The 17,958-nt window shown below is 69.1% G+C and carries 17 protein-coding genes and 2 pseudogenes; 4 read left to right on the forward strand and 15 right to left on the reverse strand.

Translation table 11 applies throughout. The annotated features are described in order from the left end of the window. Position 1: 1 nt before the first annotated feature. A complete protein-coding gene (locus ACH4DZ_RS30420) occupies positions 2-382 on the forward strand; it encodes an FAD-dependent monooxygenase (protein WP_398290670.1) in 381 nt (126 codons plus the stop codon). Here ACH4DZ_RS30420 and ACH4DZ_RS30425 read toward each other — a convergent pair. Further along, positions 324-584 carry a hypothetical protein gene (locus ACH4DZ_RS30425; protein WP_398290593.1) on the reverse strand — a complete coding sequence of 87 codons (261 nt, stop codon included), beginning with the start codon at positions 582-584 and terminating at the stop codon, positions 324-326. The genes ACH4DZ_RS30420 and ACH4DZ_RS30425 overlap by 59 nt on opposite strands. A gap of 49 nt (positions 585-633) precedes the next feature. Between ACH4DZ_RS30425 and ACH4DZ_RS30430 the strand changes: the two genes are divergently transcribed. Further along, positions 634-1,071 carry a ricin-type beta-trefoil lectin domain protein gene (locus ACH4DZ_RS30430; protein WP_398290594.1) on the forward strand — a complete coding sequence of 146 codons (438 nt, stop codon included), beginning with the start codon at positions 634-636 and terminating at the stop codon, positions 1,069-1,071. Here ACH4DZ_RS30430 and ACH4DZ_RS30435 read toward each other — a convergent pair. The 10 genes from ACH4DZ_RS30435 to iolC all read right to left on the reverse strand — a co-directional run bounded on the left by ACH4DZ_RS30435 (position 968) and on the right by iolC (position 12,003). Continuing rightward, positions 968-1,444, reverse strand: a complete 477-nt coding sequence (locus ACH4DZ_RS30435) for a hypothetical protein (RefSeq protein ID WP_398290675.1) — start codon at positions 1,442-1,444, stop codon at positions 968-970. The genes ACH4DZ_RS30430 and ACH4DZ_RS30435 overlap by 104 nt on opposite strands. Next, complete coding sequence (locus ACH4DZ_RS30440; protein ID WP_398290595.1) at positions 1,392-2,258, reverse strand: sugar phosphate isomerase/epimerase family protein; 867 nt, start codon at positions 2,256-2,258, stop codon at positions 1,392-1,394. Before ACH4DZ_RS30440 ends, ACH4DZ_RS30435 begins: the two co-directional genes overlap by 53 nt. Further along, positions 2,255-3,274 carry a Gfo/Idh/MocA family protein gene (locus ACH4DZ_RS30445; RefSeq protein ID WP_398290596.1) on the reverse strand — a complete coding sequence of 340 codons (1,020 nt, stop codon included), beginning with the start codon at positions 3,272-3,274 and terminating at the stop codon, positions 2,255-2,257. Before ACH4DZ_RS30445 ends, ACH4DZ_RS30440 begins: the two co-directional genes overlap by 4 nt. 66 nt (positions 3,275-3,340) lie before the next feature. Next, positions 3,341-4,771 carry a sugar porter family MFS transporter gene (locus ACH4DZ_RS30450; RefSeq protein ID WP_398290597.1) on the reverse strand — a complete coding sequence of 477 codons (1,431 nt, stop codon included), beginning with the start codon at positions 4,769-4,771 and terminating at the stop codon, positions 3,341-3,343. 9 nt (positions 4,772-4,780) lie between these two features. After that, positions 4,781-5,731, reverse strand: a complete 951-nt coding sequence (locus ACH4DZ_RS30455) for a TIM barrel protein (protein ID WP_398290598.1) — start codon at positions 5,729-5,731, stop codon at positions 4,781-4,783. 90 nt (positions 5,732-5,821) lie between these two features. Continuing rightward, positions 5,822-7,318 carry a CoA-acylating methylmalonate-semialdehyde dehydrogenase gene (locus ACH4DZ_RS30460; protein ID WP_398290599.1) on the reverse strand — a complete coding sequence of 499 codons (1,497 nt, stop codon included), beginning with the start codon at positions 7,316-7,318 and terminating at the stop codon, positions 5,822-5,824. 59 nt (positions 7,319-7,377) lie between these two features. Continuing rightward, on the reverse strand, positions 7,378-9,255 hold the full coding sequence (gene iolD / locus ACH4DZ_RS30465; RefSeq protein ID WP_398290600.1) for a 3D-(3,5/4)-trihydroxycyclohexane-1,2-dione acylhydrolase (decyclizing): 1,878 nt from the start codon (positions 9,253-9,255) through the stop codon (positions 7,378-7,380). After that, positions 9,255-10,127, reverse strand: coding sequence for a 5-deoxy-glucuronate isomerase (iolB, locus tag ACH4DZ_RS30470; RefSeq protein WP_398290601.1), 873 nt, complete (start codon positions 10,125-10,127; stop codon positions 9,255-9,257). Before iolB ends, iolD begins: the two co-directional genes overlap by 1 nt. Further along, the gene (locus ACH4DZ_RS30475; RefSeq protein WP_398290602.1) at positions 10,124-10,996 is read right to left on the reverse strand and encodes an aldolase; all 873 of its coding nucleotides are present in this window, start codon (positions 10,994-10,996) and stop codon (positions 10,124-10,126) included. The genes iolB and ACH4DZ_RS30475 overlap by 4 nt, the downstream gene beginning before the upstream one ends. 2 nt (positions 10,997-10,998) lie before the next feature. After that, complete coding sequence (gene iolC, locus ACH4DZ_RS30480) at positions 10,999-12,003, reverse strand: 5-dehydro-2-deoxygluconokinase (RefSeq protein ID WP_398290671.1); 1,005 nt, start codon at positions 12,001-12,003, stop codon at positions 10,999-11,001. Positions 12,004-12,213: 210 nt separating this feature from the next. On the opposite strand from iolC, the gene ACH4DZ_RS30485 reads away from it, so the two are divergent. Further along, complete coding sequence (locus ACH4DZ_RS30485; protein WP_398290672.1) at positions 12,214-13,209, forward strand: LacI family DNA-binding transcriptional regulator; 996 nt, start codon at positions 12,214-12,216, stop codon at positions 13,207-13,209. A gap of 135 nt (positions 13,210-13,344) precedes the next feature. Next, positions 13,345-13,677 (forward strand): annotated as a pseudogene (locus ACH4DZ_RS30490) (transposase family protein); the annotation flags it as partial. Between the two features lie 74 nt (positions 13,678-13,751). Here ACH4DZ_RS30490 and ACH4DZ_RS30495 read toward each other — a convergent pair. The 4 genes and pseudogenes from ACH4DZ_RS30495 to ACH4DZ_RS30510 form a co-directional block, all read right to left on the reverse strand. Continuing rightward, the gene (locus tag ACH4DZ_RS30495) at positions 13,752-14,987 is read right to left on the reverse strand and encodes an MFS transporter (RefSeq protein ID WP_398290603.1); all 1,236 of its coding nucleotides are present in this window, start codon (positions 14,985-14,987) and stop codon (positions 13,752-13,754) included. 166 nt (positions 14,988-15,153) lie between these two features. Next, positions 15,154-16,149, reverse strand: coding sequence for an alpha/beta fold hydrolase (locus ACH4DZ_RS30500; RefSeq protein WP_398290604.1), 996 nt, complete (start codon positions 16,147-16,149; stop codon positions 15,154-15,156). A 601-nt stretch (positions 16,150-16,750) separates the two neighbouring features. Beyond that, complete coding sequence (locus tag ACH4DZ_RS30505) at positions 16,751-17,170, reverse strand: hypothetical protein (RefSeq protein ID WP_398290605.1); 420 nt, start codon at positions 17,168-17,170, stop codon at positions 16,751-16,753. After that, a pseudogene (locus ACH4DZ_RS30510) lies at positions 17,167-17,929 on the reverse strand (transposase). The gene ACH4DZ_RS30505 and the pseudogene ACH4DZ_RS30510 overlap by 4 nt, the downstream one beginning before the upstream one ends. Between the last annotated feature and the right edge of the window lie 29 nt (positions 17,930-17,958).

The following is a 17,958-nucleotide window of genomic DNA, read 5'->3' on the forward strand; positions in this document are numbered from 1 at the left end:
GCTGACAGTGCAGGACGCGGTCAACCTCGGTTGGAAGCTGGCCGCTACAGTGCGCGGGTGGGCTCCCGCGGATCTGCTCGACACCTACGACGACGAACGTCGTCCTGTCGCGGAACGGGTCGTGGCATCGACCCTGTCACAGTCGGCGCTGGTGCGCCCCGGACCGGAGGTCAGTGCCCTGCGGACCGTCTTCGACGAGCTGCTCGCCTCATCTGGAGGCACTGAACGCATCGCTCACCTGCTGGCTGGAACCACCGAGGGCTTCGCTCCCCGCAGCCGACCACAACCGTCTCGCGCACGCGGCGGCACTTCGGCCCGACGGGTCATTCGAAGAAGCTGGTCGTGCTTGCCTCCGTGGTCGCCACGGCGGCACTGTTCATGAGTGCCTTGCTCGTGAACAGGACGACGGAGAAGAGCATCGGCGGTGCCAGAGTGTCGACCAGCCAGCTTCCGGCGGGCGGCGCCACGATGTCGCAGTCCGCGGACCGATCGACGGCCACTTCCGTCTCCTCACCTTCGAGTTCCACACGTTCCACCGCGACGACCCCGATGGAGGACACCCCATCGCGGAAGTCGACGCCCAAGGCCGAACGTGAGGAGCGGGACGCGGAATCCGGTGACGAGAGCCCGTCCATGAACAGCGGATCCGGCTCATCGGATGCCGCGTCCGGTCGTGCCCTGGTGGTCGTCGGCTCGGGGGAGTGCCTGAGCCGCGGCGACGGAACCGAGGGGATACAGCTGGTCCAGGCCACGTGCGACAACTCCGCGGCGCAGCATTGGCTGATCGGGTCGGATGGGGGCATCCGGTCATCGGGGAAATGTGTGACCGTGGCCGGAGGGGCGACCGCCGACCGGACCGAGATCCAACTGACCAGGTGTCGCGGCGACGCGAGCCAGAGATTCCACTTTTCCGGCGCGGAACTGTTGGCTGATCAGTCAAAGAAATGCGTCACCGTTTTTCGGGGGCTCAGGCGGAACGGTGGTGGTCCTCTGGTAGTGCAACAACTGGGACAAGCAGGGCTGGACGATTCGATGAGGCGCGTCGCCTGCGGCGGGTGTCCGCCGCGGTGACGATCCGGTCCACGCCGAGCGGTTCCGCCAGCTCGATGGCGCGCCACAGGTCGGCCGCGTGCTTCGGACCGGCCACCGGATTCGGTTCGAAGGGGTCGTCGTTGACGTCGAGTCCCGTGAGCTCGACCCCCGTGTCCTCGAAGACCTTCAAGTAGTCCTCCGGCGCCGGTTTCCCCGACAGTAGTTCCTCGACGGGCAGGTGCGGTGCGGCGAGGAAACCGCCCGCATCGATCTCGGCGCCGTTCAGGCCGAGGGGCTTGATGACCTCCAGTGCCTTTCGCAGCGGCCGGTCATGCAGACCGCCGTGTGGATGCCGAGCTTCATGCGGCCAGTTCCTTTCGCATACGGTCGAGCATGAACGCCGAGGACTCACGGGCGCGTTCCTCCCAGGCGAAGACACAGGCGGTGGCGACCCCGTCGAAGTTCAGCTCGCGCAGGGTGGCGAAGAAGACGTCCCAGTCGACCTCGCCCTGGCCGATGTCCAGATGCTGGTGGATACGGGCGGCGGTGCCGGGCGGGTTGAGGATGTAGCGCAGACCGCTGGAACCCTTGTGGTTGAAGGAGTCCGCGAGGTGCAGGTGCTGCAGCTTGTCGCCCGCGTACCGCAGCATCGCCGCGATGTCCGCCGTGGGGTCCGAGCCGGAGAGGTGGAAGGAGTGCGGAGCGCAGTACAGGTAGTTCACCCAGGGCTTGTTGATCGCCCGTACGAGGTCGACCCCGGGGGTGTTCTCCTCGCAGAAGTCGTCCGGGTGCGGCTCCAGGTTGAGCGCGATGCCCTCGCGCTCGAAGACCGGCAACAGCTCCTCCATCGAGCGCCAGAACGCGGCCTCGCTCTCGGCGGCCCGCTCGGGGCGGCCGTTGAACTCCGAGTTCATCAGCGGACACCCGAGGTCGGAGGTGATCTCGATCATCCGCTTCCAGTACCGTACGGCGGTCTGCCGCTCGGTCTCGTCGGGTGAGGACCACTTGTACAGCGGAAGCACGGAGGACAACTGCACCCCGTGCCGACGCAGTGAGTTCTTCAGCTCCGCCACGCGCCTGTCATCCGCCCGTGGATGCAGGAAGAACGGCATGAAGTCGTTGCGCGGCGACAACTCGATGTATTCGTAGCCCAGTTCGGCGACCGTGCGGACCATGTCGTCGATTGGCAGGGCACGGAACATGTACGGGTCGATGGCGAGCTTCACACGGCACCTCCGTAGAAGACGGGACGGGGCTTCATGTCGACGGAGACGACCGGGCCGCCGGACTCCAGGGACCGCACGGCGGCGTCGGTGATGACGGTCGCGGCGTAGCCGTCCCAGGCGGACGGCCCGCTCGGCTCCTCGCCGGCCGCGATACCGGCGATCCACTCACGGAACTCGGTGTCGAAGGCGTTCACGAACCGGCCCTGCCAGTCCTGCAGGACCGCTGTGCCGCTCGTGCCCCCGGTGCGCACGGCGACCGCCGCCGGGTCCGGCAGCCTGGCCAGGCCCGTTTCACCGACGGTCTCGCACTGGATGTCGTAGCCGTACTGGCAGTTGACGAAGACCTCCAGGTCGATGCGGACACCGTTCGTCGTCTCGAAGAGCATGATCTGCGGGTCGCGCAGGTGCTCGTGCCGGTGGCTGGTGGCGCGGGGGGTGATCACCTGCGCGGAGACGATCTCGTCGTCGAGCAGCCAGCGCAGTACGTCGATCTCGTGGACCGCCGTGTCCTGCGCGGCCATGTGCGAGGTGTACGACTTGGGGACGGTCGGGTTGCGGTGGGCACAGTGCACGATCAGCGGGGCACCGATGCTCCCGGCGGAGAGCACCTCCTTCAGCTGCCGGTAGCCCACGTCGTAGCGGCGCATGAAGCCGACCTGGACCAGACGGCGACCGTGCGCGCGCTCGGCTTCGACGACTCGCAGACAGTCCTCGGAGGTCGTAGCGAGGGGCTTCTCGCAGAACACCTGTTTGCCTGCGGCGATCGCGCCCAGGACGTGCTCGGCGTGGGTCGGTCCCCAGGACGTGACGAGTACCGCGTCGACGTCGTCCGCCGCGATCAGGTCGGCGGCCGAGGCATGTACCCGGGCACCGGTCCGGGCCGCTACCTCTTCGGCACGTGCGGCGTCGATGTCCGTGACCGCGGTGACCTCGGCGCCGGTGACGGTGTCGGTGAGCCGGCGGATGTGCTCCTGGCCGATCCACCCGGTGCCGATGACACCTACACGCACAGTCATGGGATTTCCTTTCTACGGCCCCGGGCCGTCGTCGGCCCGGGGCGTGGGGGTGATGGGGGGAAGAGGTCAGGAGAAGCGGGCCTTGAGTTCCGTCTCCAGGTCTTCCAGCGAGCGGCCGCGCGTCTCGGGGACGTAGAACTTCACGAAGGTGAGGGACAGGAGTCCCAGGGCGACGAAGACGAAGAACGTGTGGGACACGCCGATCGAGTCGACCAGGACCGGGAAGAGCAGCCCGATGAGGAAGTTGGTGGTCCACAGGGCGAAGGCCGCGATGCCGAGGCCGAAGCCGCGCATCTTCAGCGGGAAGATCTCGGACAGCATCAGCCAGGTCACCGGGGAGATCGAGCCCTGTTGGAAGGCGAGGAACATGACCGTCATGGCGAGCACGGCATAGGCGCGGCCGTCTCCGGCGGGCAGGGTGAGCGAGAAGACGGCGATCAGCAGCTGGGCGGCGATGGTGCCGAGTTGACCGACCATCAGCATGGGTCGGCGGTTCACCTTCCCCAGGAGGTAGATACCGACGAAGGTGGCCAGTACGGAGATGACGCCGTTGGCGATGTTCGCGGTCAGCGCGCTGTCGGCGGCGAAGCCGGCGTCCGTGAGGATCTGCGTGCCGTAGTACATGATCGTGTTCACACCGGTGATCTGCATGACGATCGCGATGCCGATGCCGACACCGACCAGCTTGCGGACCCACGGGACCTTGAGATCGGACCAGCCGCCGAGCTTCGCCTTCTCGTCCTCGACGGCGAGCGCGGTGACCTCGCGCAGCTCCGCCTCGGCGCGCTGCTGGGAACGGACCTGTTTCAGTACTTCGAGCGCTTCGGGGTAGCGCGTCTTGTAGGCCAGCCAGCGGGGGCTCTCCGGCATCACCAGCATGCCGAACCAGAGCGCCACGGCGGGCAGCGTCGCGATGACCAGCATCCAGCGCCAGATGCCGGCGCCCTCGCCGCCGACGTTCGCGATGACGGCGTTGAAGGTGAAGGCCGCCAGCTGACCGGAGACGATCATCAGCTCGTTGCGGGTGACCAGCCCGCCGCGGCGCTCCGCGGGAGAGATCTCCGCGAGGTAGACCGGCACCGTCACCGAGGCGCCGCCGACCGCGAGCCCGAGCACGAAGCGCGCCACCACCATGATCGCGGTGTTGGGGGCCAGGGTGCAGGCCAGCGCCCCGACGAAGAACACCACGGCGAGCAGCAGGATGTTGCGGCGGCGTCCGCGGGCGTCGGAGAGCCGGCCGCCGAGGAGCGAGCCGAAGGCCGCGCCCAGCAGCAGCGAACTGGTGACCATGCCCTCGGTGAAGGGGGTCAGACCCAGGTCATCGGTCATGTACGGCAGCGCGCCGTTGATGACGCCGGTGTCGTAGCCGAAGAGGAGACCGCCGAAGGTGGCGATGAAGGTGATGATCCGCAGTCGCCGTGAGACCGCCGGCGGAGCGTCGTCGATGGGAGTGGGTGTGATCGTGCGTGCCTGTGGTACGTCGTCCCTGACGTCCATGGTTGCCTCCTACCGGTTGTTGTCGGGGCGTCGGGTTCCACAGAGGCCGCTGTCGGCCAGGTGCTCACGCGTGCGTACGGCGATAGGAAGCGGTACGTCGGGAGCGCAGGGATACAGGTCCTGCTCGACGATCACGAACAACTCGGCATCCAGCGCGGCGAGTTCGGAGACGACCTCGCCGGCGTCCGGCACACCTGCCGGAGGGGAGACGCACACCCCGCGCTTGACGGCCTCACCGAACGACAGGTCCTCGGCGGTGACCTGCGCGAGGATCTCGGGGTCCATCTGCTTGATGTGCACGTACCCGACGCGCTCCCCGAAGCGGCGGATCAGGTCGAGGTTGTCGCCGCCGCCGTAGGCGACGTGCCCGGTGTCCAGGCACAGGTTGGTGTAGCGGGAGTCGGACTCGTTGAGGAGTCGCTCGATCTCCGGCTGGGTCTGGATGTGGCTGTCGGCGTGCGGATGGACGACGAGCCGTACGTCGTACTCGTCGAGCAGCAGCTTGCCGAGCCGGTCGGCGTTGCGGCCGAAGCCCGCCCACTGTCCGGCGGTCAACTTGGGCGACTCGGTGAAGGCGCCGGTCTTCTCGTCCCGGTACATGGGCGGGATCAGCACGAGGTGGTGGGCGCCCGCGGCGGCGGTCAGGGTGGCGACCTGCCGGACATGGGCGAGCATCTCGTCCCACACCTCCGGGCGGTGCAGTGCGCCGAAGGCGGTACCGCCGGAGACCTGGAGCCCACGCGACTCCAGCTCTTCCTTCAGGCGTCGCGGATCGGTGGGGAGGTAGCCATAGGGCCCGAGCTCCAGCCATTCGTAACCGGCCTGCGCCAGCTCGTCGAGGAAGCGGCTGTACGGGACCTGCTGTTCGTCCTCGGGGAACCAGATGCCCCAGGAGTCAGGGGCGGAGCCAAGACAGAGGTTGCCCGCGACGGTGCGGAGCGGGGATGGCGTCGTTGCCATGGTCCAAGTCCTTCGGGATATGGGACGGGGTGTGGTGTGGTGTTTCTTGGAGTGGGGGGCTCTCCGTGGGGTCCGTGTGCCGGACCGGGTTCAGCTGGAGGTGGGGAAGTCGAACCCTGCGGCGACCTGCTGGGCGGGCTTGGGCCATCGGGTGGTGACGACCTTGGGCCGGGTGTAGAAGCGGATGCCCTCGGGGCCGTGGATGGCGGAGTCGCCGATCAGCGAGTCCTTCCAGCCGCCGAAGGAGTAGTAGGACATCGGCACCGGCACCGGCACGTTGACGCCGATCATGCCGATCTCGACGTTGCGCTGGAAGCGGCGGGCGGCCTCGCCGGAGTCGGTGAACAGGGCGGTGCCGTTGCCGTAGGGGTTGGCGTTGATGAGAGCGATCGCCTCGTCGAGGGTGTCGACGCGGACGACGGCGAGGACCGGCCCGAACAGCTCTTCCTTGTAGGCGTCCATCTCGGCCGTGACGTGGTCGAGGAGGGAGGGGCCGGTGAAGAAGCCGTCCTCGTGGCCGTCGACCTTGAGACCCCGACCGTCGACGATGACGGTGGCACCCTGCCCCGCGGCGGCGCCGACGGCGTTCTCGACGCGTTCCTGGGCCGCCTTGGTGACCAGCGGCCCCATCTCGGTGCCGGGGGCGTCGCCGGGGCCGACCTTCACCTCGCGGGCCTTGCGCTCCAGGATCTCGACCAGACCGTCGGCGGCGTCGCCGACCGCGACGGCCACGGACACGGCCATGCAGCGCTCGCCGGCCGAACCGTAGGCGCCGGCGGTGATGTGGTTGGCGGCGAACTCCAGGTCGGCGTCGGGCAGGACGACGGCGTGGTTCTTCGCGCCGCCGAGTGCCTGGACGCGCTTGCCGTGCGCGGTGGCCGTCTCGTGGACGTACTTGGCGATCGGCGTGGAACCGACGAAGGAGACGGCCTCGATGCCGGAGTGGGTGAGGAGAGCGTCGACCGCCTCCTTGCCGCCGTGCACGATGTTGAAGACGCCGTCCGGCAGTCCGGCCCTCTTGTACAGCTCCGCCACGAAGACGGCGGCGGACGGGTCGCGTTCGCTGGGCTTGAGGATGAACGTGTTGCCGGTCGCGATAGCCATCGGGTGCATCCACAGCGGCACCATGGCCGGGAAGTTGAACGGCGTGATGCCGGCGACCACGCCGAGTGGCTGGCGGAAGTTGTGCACGTCCACACCGCGCGACACCTGATCGGAGAAGGCCCCCTTCAGCACGTCGCCGAGGCCGCAGACGAACTCCACGACCTCCCGGCCCCGGGTGATCTCGCCCCGTGCGTCGTCGATGGTCTTGCCGTGCTCGGCGCAGATGATCCGGCCCAACTCCTCCTCATGCTCGACGAGCAGTTGCCGGAAGGCGAACATCACCTGAGTGCGCTGGGACAGAGAGGTCTCCGACCAGGTCTCGAAGGCCTTCGCCGCGGCGGTGACGGCCGCGTCCACCTCCGCAGCCGAGCCCAGGACGACCCGCGCCTGTTCCCGGCCGGTGGCCGGGTCGAACACGGGCGCGGTCCGCGCCCCGGTGCCGTCGGCGGGGGAGCCGTTGATCCAGTGCTGGATGGTCTTCACAGTGCGGTCTTCCTTTACGGGGACGTTCGTGCGCTTGCGGGAACTCATGAGGAGGGGGCCTACAGGTAATGCCGCTGGTCGGTCTTGCGGGCGGCGTACGTCTCGTAGGCCTCGCGGGTGGAGTCCAGGACGGAGGTCTGACTGACCGGCACGTCCCACCAGCCGTGACCGGGCGGGTTCGGGCCGTAGAGATCGGTCTCGACGTGCACGACGGTGGTGCGGTGGGATGCCTGCGCCTTCTCCATCGCGGCACGGAAGTCGTCGACGGAGGCGGCGTGCAGGACGTCCGCGCCCAGCGAGGAGGCGTTGGTGGCGAGGTCGACGGGGAGCACGTCACCGTCGAGCCGGCCCGAATCTCTGTCGCGGAAGCGGTACTTCGTGCCGAAGCGCTGCGAGCCGAGCGACTCGGACAGGGCGCCGATGGAGGCGAAACCGTGGTTCTGGACCAGGACGATGATGACCTTGAGTCCCTCGGAGACCATGGTCACGATCTCCTGGGCCATCATCAGGTAGGAGCCGTCACCGACGAGGACCACGACCTCGCGCGAGGGGTCGGCCATCTTCGCACCGACACCGGCGGCGACCTCGTAGCCCATGCAGGAGTACGCGTACTCGACGTGATAGGCCTTCGGGTCCCGGGCCCGCCACAGCTGCTGCAGGTCACCGGGCAGGGAACCGGCCGCGTTGATGACCACGGCACGGTCGTCGAGGACGTCGTTGAGCGCGCCGAGGATCTCGGTCTGGGCCGGCAGCGGACCATGGCCCACCTGGAAGCACGCCTCCTCGATCTCCCGCGTACGGGCGATGAGTCCGCGCGTGTGCAAGCGGTACTCCGCACCGACCTCCCAGCCCGCGAGCGCGTCGGCGAGCGCCCCGACACCGAGCCGTGCGTCGGCCACCAGTGGCTCCGCCGAATGTTTCACAGCGTCCAGCCGAGTCACGTTCAGGTTGACGAAGGTGACGTCGGGGTTGCCGAACACGGTGTGGCTGGCCGTGGTGAAGTCGGAGTAGCGGGTGCCGATACCGAGGACGACATCGGCCTCCCTGGCCAGCTCGTTCGCCGCGTAGGAACCGGTGGACCCGAGGCCGCCGACCGCGTACGGGTGGTCCCACGGCACCGCGCCCTTGCCGGCGTGCGTGTCCGCGACCGGGATGCCGGTGGCCTCGGCGAAGGCGCGCAGCGCGGTCTCGGCACCGGAGTACACGACACCGCCGCCCGCCACGATCAGCGGCTTGCGCGCACCGCGCAGGAGCCGGGCGGCCCGCTCGACGGCGGCAGGCTCCGGCACCGGACGGCCGACGTGCCACACCCGGCGCCGGAAGAAGGCGACCGGCCAGTCGTACGCCTCGGCCTGCACGTCCTGCGGCAGCGCCAGCGTCACGGCGCCGGTCTCCACCGGGTCGGTCAGCACCCGCATCGCGGCGAGCGCGGCCGGGATCAGCTGCTCGGGACGCGAGATCCGGTCGAAGTACTTGGACACGGCACGGAAGGTGTCGTTGACGGTGACGTCCCCGCCCCGGCCGTCCTCCAGCTGCTGGAGCACCGGGTCGGCGGCGCGGGTGGCGAACATGTCGCTGGGCAGCAGCAGGACCGGGATGCGGTTGGTGGTCGCGAGCGCCGCACCCGTGATCATGTTCGTCGAGCCGGGCCCCGTGGAAGCCGTGCAGGCGAAGGTGGCCAGCCGGTCGCGCATCTTCGCGTACGCCACCGAGGCGTGCACCATGCCCTGCTCGTTGCGGGCCAGGTAGTAGGGCAGGTCGGCCTCACGGGTGACGGCTGCCTGGAGCAGCGCCTGACCGAAGCCGGCGACGTTGCCGTGGCCGAAGATCCCCCAGACGCCGGGGACCAGCCGCTGTTCCTGGCCGTCGCGCTCGCTGTACTGCCGTGCCAGGAAGCGGACGAGGGCCTGCGCGGTGGTGAGACGGACGGTCTCCATCAGGGGGCCTCCTTGCCGCTGAACGGGAGTCGCGGGTCGATCGCCTGCGCGTCCCAGGTCGTACGCACCCAGCCGTGCGCCGGGTCGTCGCAGATGAGCCAGGCGCGGTCCTGTCCGGGACCCGCCATGACGTTGAGGTAGTAGAGGTCGTAACCGGGGGCGGCGACCGACGGGCCGTGCCAGCCGTGCGGGACGAGCACGGTGTCGCCCGAGCGGACCTCGGCGAGCACGTCGAGGGGCCGGTCCTCGGTGCCGTACACCCGCTGGTAGCCGAAGCCGTGCTCGCCCGCGACCTGGAACCAGTAGATCTCCTCCAGCTCGGACTCCTCATCGGGCCGGGCCTCGTCGTGCTTGTGCGGCGGGTAGGAGGACCAGTTGCCGCCGGGGGTGAGCACCTCGCACACCAGCAGTTGCTCCGCCTCGAAGGTGCCGGGCAGGCAGTAGTTGTTGACCTGTCGCGAGCAGTTGCCGGCGCCGCGCAGTTCGACGGGCACGTCCCCTTTCGGCCCGTACCGGGCGGGGAGGCCGCCACGCTCGGTACGGGCGCAGGGCAGCGCGTACGTCCCGCCGGACGCACTGCTGACGACGGCCTCCGACGACGGCGGCAGGTACGCGAAGTCGGTGACCGAGTCGAACACCCCGCCGCGGCCTTCCAGGGCGAAGGTCTCGCCGGCCACGGTGACAATGCAGCCGCCGCGCAGTGGCAGGACCAGGTACTCGAAGCCGTCGGTGTCCAGCGTCCGGGACTCGCCGGGGGCCAGGGTGAGGATCCGCAGACCGGTGTGGCTCCAGCCCGCGGACTCGGGGGTGATGACCAGGTCGTACGGGCTTGTCGCCGCACTTCCCGCGGGCAGGTGGTACGTGCCGCTCACAGCAGGCTCACCGCCCGGTCCACGGCGCCGGCGACGTCGCCGTCCGCGGGGTAGAGCAGGGAACGGCCCACGATCAGGCCCTGCGCGGTGGGAAGCTTGAGGGCCCTGCCCCAGGAGGCGAAGGCCGCCTCGGGGTCGGTGACCTCGCCGCCCAGCAGGAGCGCCGGCAGCGTGGAGGAGGCGAGCACCCGCTCCATGTCGGCCACGACCGGCAGCTTCAGCCAGGTGTAGGCGCTGCGGCGGCCGAGGCCCGAGGCGATGGTGACCGACTTGACGACGGCGTCGGTGGAGAGGTCGTTGCGGATCCGCCCGTCCTGCCAGGAGGACAGGAACGGCTCGATCATGGCGATCAGCCGCCGGTCGTTGAGCTCGTCCACCGCGTGCGCGGTGTTCTCCAGCACAGACGGGGTCGCCGGGTCGTCGAGGGCGATACGCGTGAGCATCTTGCCCCCGTCGAAGCCCATCGCGGCGATCGTCTCGGCGTCGTACCCGGTGAACCGGTCGTCGATCTCGAAGACGGAGCCCGCCAGCCCGGCCCGGTTCATGGAACCGAACACGCTCTTCCCGTCCAGCACGCCGAGCAGGAGCAGGTCCTCCAGGATGTCGGCGGTGGCGAGCACGCCCGTCACACCCGGCCGTTCCAGGGCCGCGCACAGCCGGTCGAGCAGCGCGAAGCGGTCGGCCATGGCGTGGGGGTCGGCGCCGACGCCGTTGGCGCCGCGCGCGGGATGGTCGGCGGCGATGATCATCGCTTTGCCGTGCTCGCCGAAGGGCGACGCGGCCCTGACACGCCGGGCGGCCGCCGCCGCGACGGCACCGGGGTCCTTGACCCTGGCGTCCACGATCCGGCTCACCTTGTCGGACAGCACGTTCACACCTCTCGGTTCGGTACGCCGGCGGTCGACGGACCGGCGGTCTCGGTGTCCGCGAGGCCCGCGGCCTCACGGACCTTGGCGTCCACCTCGGCCTCGGTCGGCATGGCGTCGGAGCACGCCAGCCGGCCCGCGACGAGGGCGCCCGCGGCGTTGGCGAAGGTCACCGTGCGCCGGGTGTCCCAGCCGGACAGCAGTCCGTGACACAGCGCGCCGCCGAAGGCGTCCCCGGCGCCGAGACCGTTCACGACGTCCACCGGTACCGGTGGGACCTCCGTGACGGTGCCGTCCCGATCCATCGCGAGGACACCCTCGGGCCCCTGCTTCACGACGGCCAGCTCGACACCGGCGCCGAGCAGCGCCTCGGCGGCGGCGTACGGCTCGCTCTCTCCGGTCGCCACCTCGCACTCCTCCCGGTTCCCGACGGCGACGGTGGTGTGCCGCAGTGCCTCGGCGTAGTACGTACGGGCCTGCGCGGGGGCCTGCCAGAACATCGGCCGCCAGTCGAGGTCGAAGACGGTGGTGCCCGACTTCGCGCGGTGCCGCAGGGCGGCGAGGTGCGCGGACCGGCTGGGCTCCTCGCTCAGACCGGTCCCCGTGATCCAGAAGACCGAGGAGGTCCGGACGGCGTCGAGGTCCAGTTCCTCGGGGCGTATGTCCAGGTCGGGAGCCTTGGGCAGCCGGTAGAAGTAGAGGGGGAAGTCGTCCGGCGGGAAGATCTCGCAGAAGGTGACGGGGGTCGGCGCGATGTCCGACGTACCGACGTAGCGCGGGTCCACGCCGTAACCGCGCAGAGTGGTGCGGACGAAGGTGCCGAACGGGTCCGCGCCGGTCTTGGTGATCACGGCGGCGGAGCGTCCGTGCCGGGCCGCGGCGACGGCGACATTGGTGGGGCTGCCGCCCAGGTACTTGCCGAACGAGGTGACCTCCGCCAGCCCCACGCCCGTCTGGAGCGGGTATACGTCCACCCCCGTACGGCCCATGGTCAGCACATCGAACGACATCACGCTGGTTGTCCCTTCGCTCCGGAGAATCCGGGGGTTGCGAGTTGCACTGCCGCGCTCTACTAGCGCGCTCTAGTGGGAGTACGATGACCTCTGTTCAAATGTCATGTCAATAGGTTGTTGCCGCGAGATTTCGTGAGCGGCCGGCGCAGTGGGGAGCACGGAAGGATGGGTTCACACGTGGACGGGTCGGGGAAGCAGCGCCCCACCATGGCGGATGTGGCCGTGCAGGCCGGAGTGTCCCGGGCGCTGGTCTCGATCGTCTTTCGCAACCAGCCGGGAGCGAGCGACGACACCCGCGAGCGTGTGCTGCGCATCGCCGACGAGATCGGCTACCACCCCGACAGCGCGGCCCGGCTCCTGGCCCGCGGCCGCAGTCGCACGCTCGGTGTGATGCTCACCGTCCACCAGCCCTTCGAGGCGGACCTGGTCGAGGGCATCTACCCGGAGGCCGAACGCCTGGGCTACGAGGTCCTGTTGTCCGCGAACGCTCCGGGCCGCGACGAGGCCAAAGCGGTGGAGGCCCTGCTCAGCCACCGCTGCGGCGCGCTCATCCTGCTCGGCCCGGGCGCGGAAGCCGCCGCCCTGGACGACCTCGGGCGGCGCACGGTCACGGTCTCGGTGGGCCGGCGCGTGTCCGGTGTGCACGTCGACAGTGTGCACACGGCCGAGAGCAAGGGCGTGCGCCAGGCCATGGACCACCTCGTCGAGCTGGGACACCGGCGCATCGTGCACGTCGACGGCGGGCGCCAGTCGGGCTCGGCGGAGCGCCGCCGCGCCTATCGCGCCGCGATGCGCCGGCACGGTCTCGGCGACGAGATCCGGGTCATCCCGGGAGCGCACGACGAGGACGCGGGCATCGGGGCCGGCCGTGCGCTGCTCGCCGAGCGCGACCGGGGATCGTCCCTGCCGACGGCGATCCTCGCGGGCAACGACCGTTGCGCCATGGGCCTGTTGATGACGTTCACCCGGGCAGGCGTCGAGGTTCCGGACCAGGTGTCGGTCGTCGGCTATGACGACAGCCACCTGTCACATGTGATGCCCGTCGGCCTGACGACGGTCCGTCAGGACGCGCCGCTCATGGCCGAGTACGCCGTACGGTTCGCCGTGGAGCGACTGGAGGACGCGGCGCTCAAGCCCCGCGAGGCGGTACTGGACCCGAAACTGGTGGTCCGGGGAACCAGCGGTCCGCCTCGGAAGGAGTGAGGCGGGACGCTCCGACGACTCCCTCCGCGTTCCTCGCCGCGGAAGGGCCGTTCGGCCCTTGTCGCCGGTCGGGCGTACTGACTTCACTGATTGCCGCAGCGCCGCACCAGCCGTAGCTCCCGGAACCTGTCCGTCGTCTGCGGGAAGAAGAAGCAGAACACCATGAAGGCCACCGCGATGGCCGACTGGCGTGGCCGCATGTTGTGGACCGATGCCTCGCGACCTGGACGTATGCACGACGCCACGACCGCCCGCAACGAGGGCATCGCCATCTGCTTCCAGCACTTTCCCGACGCCGAGGTCCTCCTGGACGACGGCTACCTCGGCCTGAGCCGCGACCACCGCGGACAAGCCATCACCCCGCCCAGAAATCCGCGACCGGGAGGACTGCCCGTCAGAGCCGAACAGCGGGAACGCGAGCGCCACCGGCACTCATCCGAGTGCATCACCGTCGAACACGCCCTCGCCCGGACGGCTGGCATGGCATGCACCTGCACGCACGCGTCCACGGCGATCGGCGCCTGTACGACCCGAACGGTTTCTCAGACCGTGGCCTTTTCAGTGACCTGCGGCGGTTCGAGCACCGACGGCGTGTCGGTGCGGGTGGCGCGGATTGCAGCGAGGGTGAGCAGCGGCACCAGGCCGAGTCCGACCATGATCATGCCCACCAGGGCCGGACCGGTCAGGCCCAGTGAGGAGTCCAGTGCGATGCCGGCGATGAGGGAGCCGCCCGCGATGCCGACGTTGAAGGCCGAGGCGGACAGCGCGTAGGCGAGGGTGGGGGCGTTGCTCGCGAAGCGTACGGCCAGAGTGGTGGAGACCGGCGGTATCGACTGGCCGGCCAGGCCCATGAGGACCAGCAGTACGACGGTGGCCACCGGGTGGGTGGACAGCGAAGTCTGCAGTAGGACCAGGGCCAGGAAGGCGAGCAGGGCCGCACCGATCAGTGAGGCCAGTGGCGCGCGGTCGCCGAGGCGTCCGCCGATGTTCGTGCCGATCAGGGCGCCGATGCCGTATCCGACGAGGATCAGGGAGACGGCGCCGGTGGGGACGCCGGACCGGTCGGTGAGCAGCGGTGCGACGTAGGAGTAGACGGCCATGACCCCGCCCAGCAGCAGCACGCCCGCGGCCCATGCGAGCCAGAAACGGCCTGAGCGCAGCGCCGCGAACTGCGACCGTACGGAGGGTGCACCGTCGGTGTGGGACGCGGCGGGGATGTACCGGCCGATGATCAGGGCGACGACGCCGGCGAGGACGGCCAGGGCCCAGAACGCGCCGCGCCAGCCGATGTGGTTGCCGACCAGCGAGCCGAGCGGGACGCCGATCACGGTGGCCAGGCCGATACCGCTGATGATCATGCCCGAAGCGCGGGCACGGGCCGTGGGTACGACGGCGGCGACGGCCACGGCGCCCGCGATCGCCCAGAAAGTGCCGGTGGCGAACGCGGTGATCACACGGGCGATCAGCACGAAGGCGAAGGAGGAGCTGAGTGCGGCCATCACATGGCCGAGAGCGAAGACGGCCAGGGCCAGCACCAGGGTGGACCTTTGGGGCAGTCGCAGCGTGGCGATCGCCATCGTGGGCGCGCCGACGATCATGCCGATGGCGAAGAAGGTGATGAGCAGGCCGCCCTGGGAAACGCTGACCCCGAGATCGGCGGCCATCTCGGGCAGGATGCCGGCGACGATGAACTCGGTGGTGCCCATCAGGAACGTGCCGAGCGTCAACAGCCAGACGACGAACGGCAGCTTGGCGGATTGCTTCGCGGAAGAGGACATCAGTGCGTGGAACCTTCGGGGAGGTAAGGGGAGGGAAGTGGAGGGAAATCGTTCGAAGAAGAGGCCCGGGGTTTGGGGCAGGGGGCCGGTCCGAAGACCGGCCCCCTGGTTCGCGGGCAGGTCAGGTACCCGAGGGGCAATTGCTTGCGCCCGTCGAGGCCTGGAGTTACCTGAAGAAGGCGGTGAGTTCCCGCACGATGTCGTGGGGGCGTTCCTCAGCGAGGTAGTGACCCGCCCCCTGCAACTCGACGTAGCGTGCGTCTGCCGCCAGTCCCTCCATCTGTGCAAGAAGGAGCTCGTAGTACTTGCCACCGATTCCGAGCAGGGGCATGGTCAGTACCGGGTAGTCCTTCAGATCGGCTATGTCCTGCTGGAAGGTCTGGTACCAGCCGTTTCCTCCGCGGATCGCATCCGGCGTGTCGTACGCGGCGGCGTAAACGGCTCGGGTTTCCTCGCTGAAGGCTTTGGGGTCCCCGCCCTGGAAGTCGATCAGCCAGTCGACGATGAACCGGAACCGCCCCTCGAGGAGTTGCTCGGGCAACTGGTCGAGCACGTTGAAGGCGAACCACCACGGTGCCGGTTGGCCCGGCTGGGGCAGCATGCGTATGTCGTTGAATACCTCGGTGGGATGTCCGGCCTCCCACAAAGCGACCTTCCGGGTCGCTTCGGGGTGGTTCGCGGCGAAGCTGTGGGCCACCATCGAACCGATGTCTTCGCCTGCGATATAGGCCTGGCTGTGTCCGAGGGTGCGGACCAGCTCGTAGATGTCTCGGGCCATGGTCTTCTTGTCGTACCCGCCCGCAGGCTTGTCGGAGTCGCCCATGCCGCGCAAGTCCGGGGCAATCACCTGGTAGTGCCGCGCCAGTGCCGGCATGATCTTGTGAAACTGGTACCAGGTGCGTGGCCACCCGGGGAGCAGGACGAGGGGGTCGCCCTGGCCTCCGATGACATAGTGCAGCCGCGTGCCGTTGACTTCAGTGAAGCGGCTTGTGAAACCTTTGAGCATCGGTGCCCTTGGTGTCTGGGTCCTCGGGGCGGCAGCTGCGGTGCCGGCCGACAGGCCGAGCAGGGCCGCAGCGCCAGCACCCGCGGTGACGCCGAGCATGTTGCGTCTGCCAAGCCGGTGGAAGGGCTCGGAGTCGTCGGACTTCTTGAGGCTCATATCAACAATTCCTTCGCGTTTCAGGTGCTTTCGCCATGTTCGATTGCCATGGAGTGGCAGTGCGCAGACGGTTGTCTCGGCAGGTGGGCGTATCCGCCGCACCCCTCAGTGGGAACTAGGCCTGAATGCCGTCGACTTGGCACTCGCCACTGGCGCCGACGGCCGCCTCGACATCACTCCGCCCGTGCTGGCGCCCATGCCCTCCGCACACTTCGAGCATTGATCGGTACCGATCGGTACCGATCGACACGGAGGGGACTGTAGCACTTTCGCACCGATCGGTACAGAAAGGATGGCGAGTCGGCCGAGCCGCAGCGGAAGCCTGGAAGTCCACGATCGGCACCCTGGCCGAACGCGCCCCCGCTATGTGGGCCCACCCGCCAACAACATCTGGCCGTCGTCGCGTCGCCAATCAACTCGACCGCCGCCCACGCAAAACGCTCGGCTGGGAAGCTCCAACCGGGCGCTTGCATGAACTGCTCGCGGTCAAGGCTCGACCGTTCATGAGTCCCGGTGAGCCCCGCGGGGTGAGTCGGCGTCCCTCGCCCCCCCCGTACCGCGCCGCCCAGGCTCTCCGTGAGGGGGCCGGTGCCGGTGACGATCAGGGCGCCGAGCGACAACTCGGCCTCCGGCAGGTCGGGGCGAAGTCGTCTATGCGGTTCTGCTCTGTTTCGCCTGAAGGCTCGGGCGCTTCCGCTTCCGCGGGCTCGCCGCGGCCGACCGTCATGGACCAGTGCACCGATGAGGGGTCGAGGAGTGACACGGTGCCCTTCTTCTCCACACCCTCGGCGCCGACCTGGTTGTAGGTGGTGCTTGCTTCACCATCGACGCAGTTCAGCGGGAAGCCGACGTTCACCGGCTTTACGGAGACCTTGATCTCCCCTTCGTCCTGGCATCGGACGGCGACAATCGGGGCATCGCCCTTCTTGCCCGCACTGAATTCGAAGGTGCCGCCACCACGGGTTGCGCCTTGGCGGCCGGCGACAGTCCCGGTGTCGTCCGACTCGGGCGGGGACTTCACCGAGTCCTGCTCAGGACTGGGGCCGCTGCGGGCGCGGATGAGCTGGGCGTCGCCGGCTCTGGAGTACTTGCGGCGTCCGTCTTGTCGGCGGTGCAGGCAACTCCGAGAAAGGCCAGGTAGTTACGGGGGTTTCGCTCGTAGCGGGCGCCGAGTCTGCGGTAGCCGGACAGCCGGCTCATGGTTCGCTCGATGACCCAACGGCTCCAGGAGGGATATCGGCGGGCCTGGTGTTCATCGAGCCCGGCCAGGCCCTTCTCGGTCTGGAAGGTTTTCTCGATCCGCCACCGTGAGCCGGCCGTCTTGACCAGGGCGTGCAGCGGGACCGGTACGCTGGTCAGAGGTCCAGGAGCGCGGGATGTACAACCCCCAATCCACCGCCGCGTGCCCGCGGGCGACGGCGTGGACCAGATGGACGGCAACCCGGGAGTTCCCGATCCGGTCGGCAGTGCCGGTGCATTGGTGCTGCAGCCCGACCGTGCGGGTGCCCTTCTTAGCGTCGCTGGTCTCGTCCACGACCAGCACCGCAGAATCGTCATGGAGATGTTCCACGACGTACTCGCGCACGTCGTCGCGCACGGCATCGGCGTCCCAGGACGCCCGGCACAACGGATGCCGCATGCCGTGCGGGGCTTTCTCCCCGGCCTACTCCGCGATTGTCCAGCAGCTCTCGCGCGGCAGGTCCGACATCAGGCCCAGCACCAACCGCGCGGTTCGCAAACGGGGTTCGACCCGGGCGAACCGGCCCGCGATACGGCCCATGGCCGCCTCGAACGCTTCTCGCCAACGGC

The sequence above is a fragment of the Streptomyces sp. NPDC017991 genome, assembly GCF_044328075.1.
GTDB lineage: Bacteria > Actinomycetota > Actinomycetes > Streptomycetales > Streptomycetaceae > Streptomyces.

Coding starts and splice junctions, on each gene's coding strand:
- ACH4DZ_RS30430 (WP_398290594.1), top strand. CDS start 634: ATGAACAGCGGATCCGGCTCATCGGATGCCGCGTCCGGTCGTGCCCTG.
- ACH4DZ_RS30445 (WP_398290596.1), bottom strand. CDS start 3,274: ATGACTGTGCGTGTAGGTGTCATCGGCACCGGGTGGATCGGCCAGGAG.
- ACH4DZ_RS30450 (WP_398290597.1), bottom strand. CDS start 4,771: ATGGACGTCAGGGACGACGTACCACAGGCACGCACGATCACACCCACT.
- ACH4DZ_RS30455 (WP_398290598.1), bottom strand. CDS start 5,731: ATGGCAACGACGCCATCCCCGCTCCGCACCGTCGCGGGCAACCTCTGT.
- iolD (WP_398290600.1), bottom strand. CDS start 9,255: ATGGAGACCGTCCGTCTCACCACCGCGCAGGCCCTCGTCCGCTTCCTG.
- iolC (WP_398290671.1), bottom strand. CDS start 12,003: ATGTCGTTCGATGTGCTGACCATGGGCCGTACGGGGGTGGACGTATAC.
- ACH4DZ_RS30485 (WP_398290672.1), top strand. CDS start 12,214: ATGGCGGATGTGGCCGTGCAGGCCGGAGTGTCCCGGGCGCTGGTCTCG.
- ACH4DZ_RS30495 (WP_398290603.1), bottom strand. CDS start 14,987: ATGTCCTCTTCCGCGAAGCAATCCGCCAAGCTGCCGTTCGTCGTCTGG.
- ACH4DZ_RS30500 (WP_398290604.1), bottom strand. CDS start 16,149: ATGAGCCTCAAGAAGTCCGACGACTCCGAGCCCTTCCACCGGCTTGGC.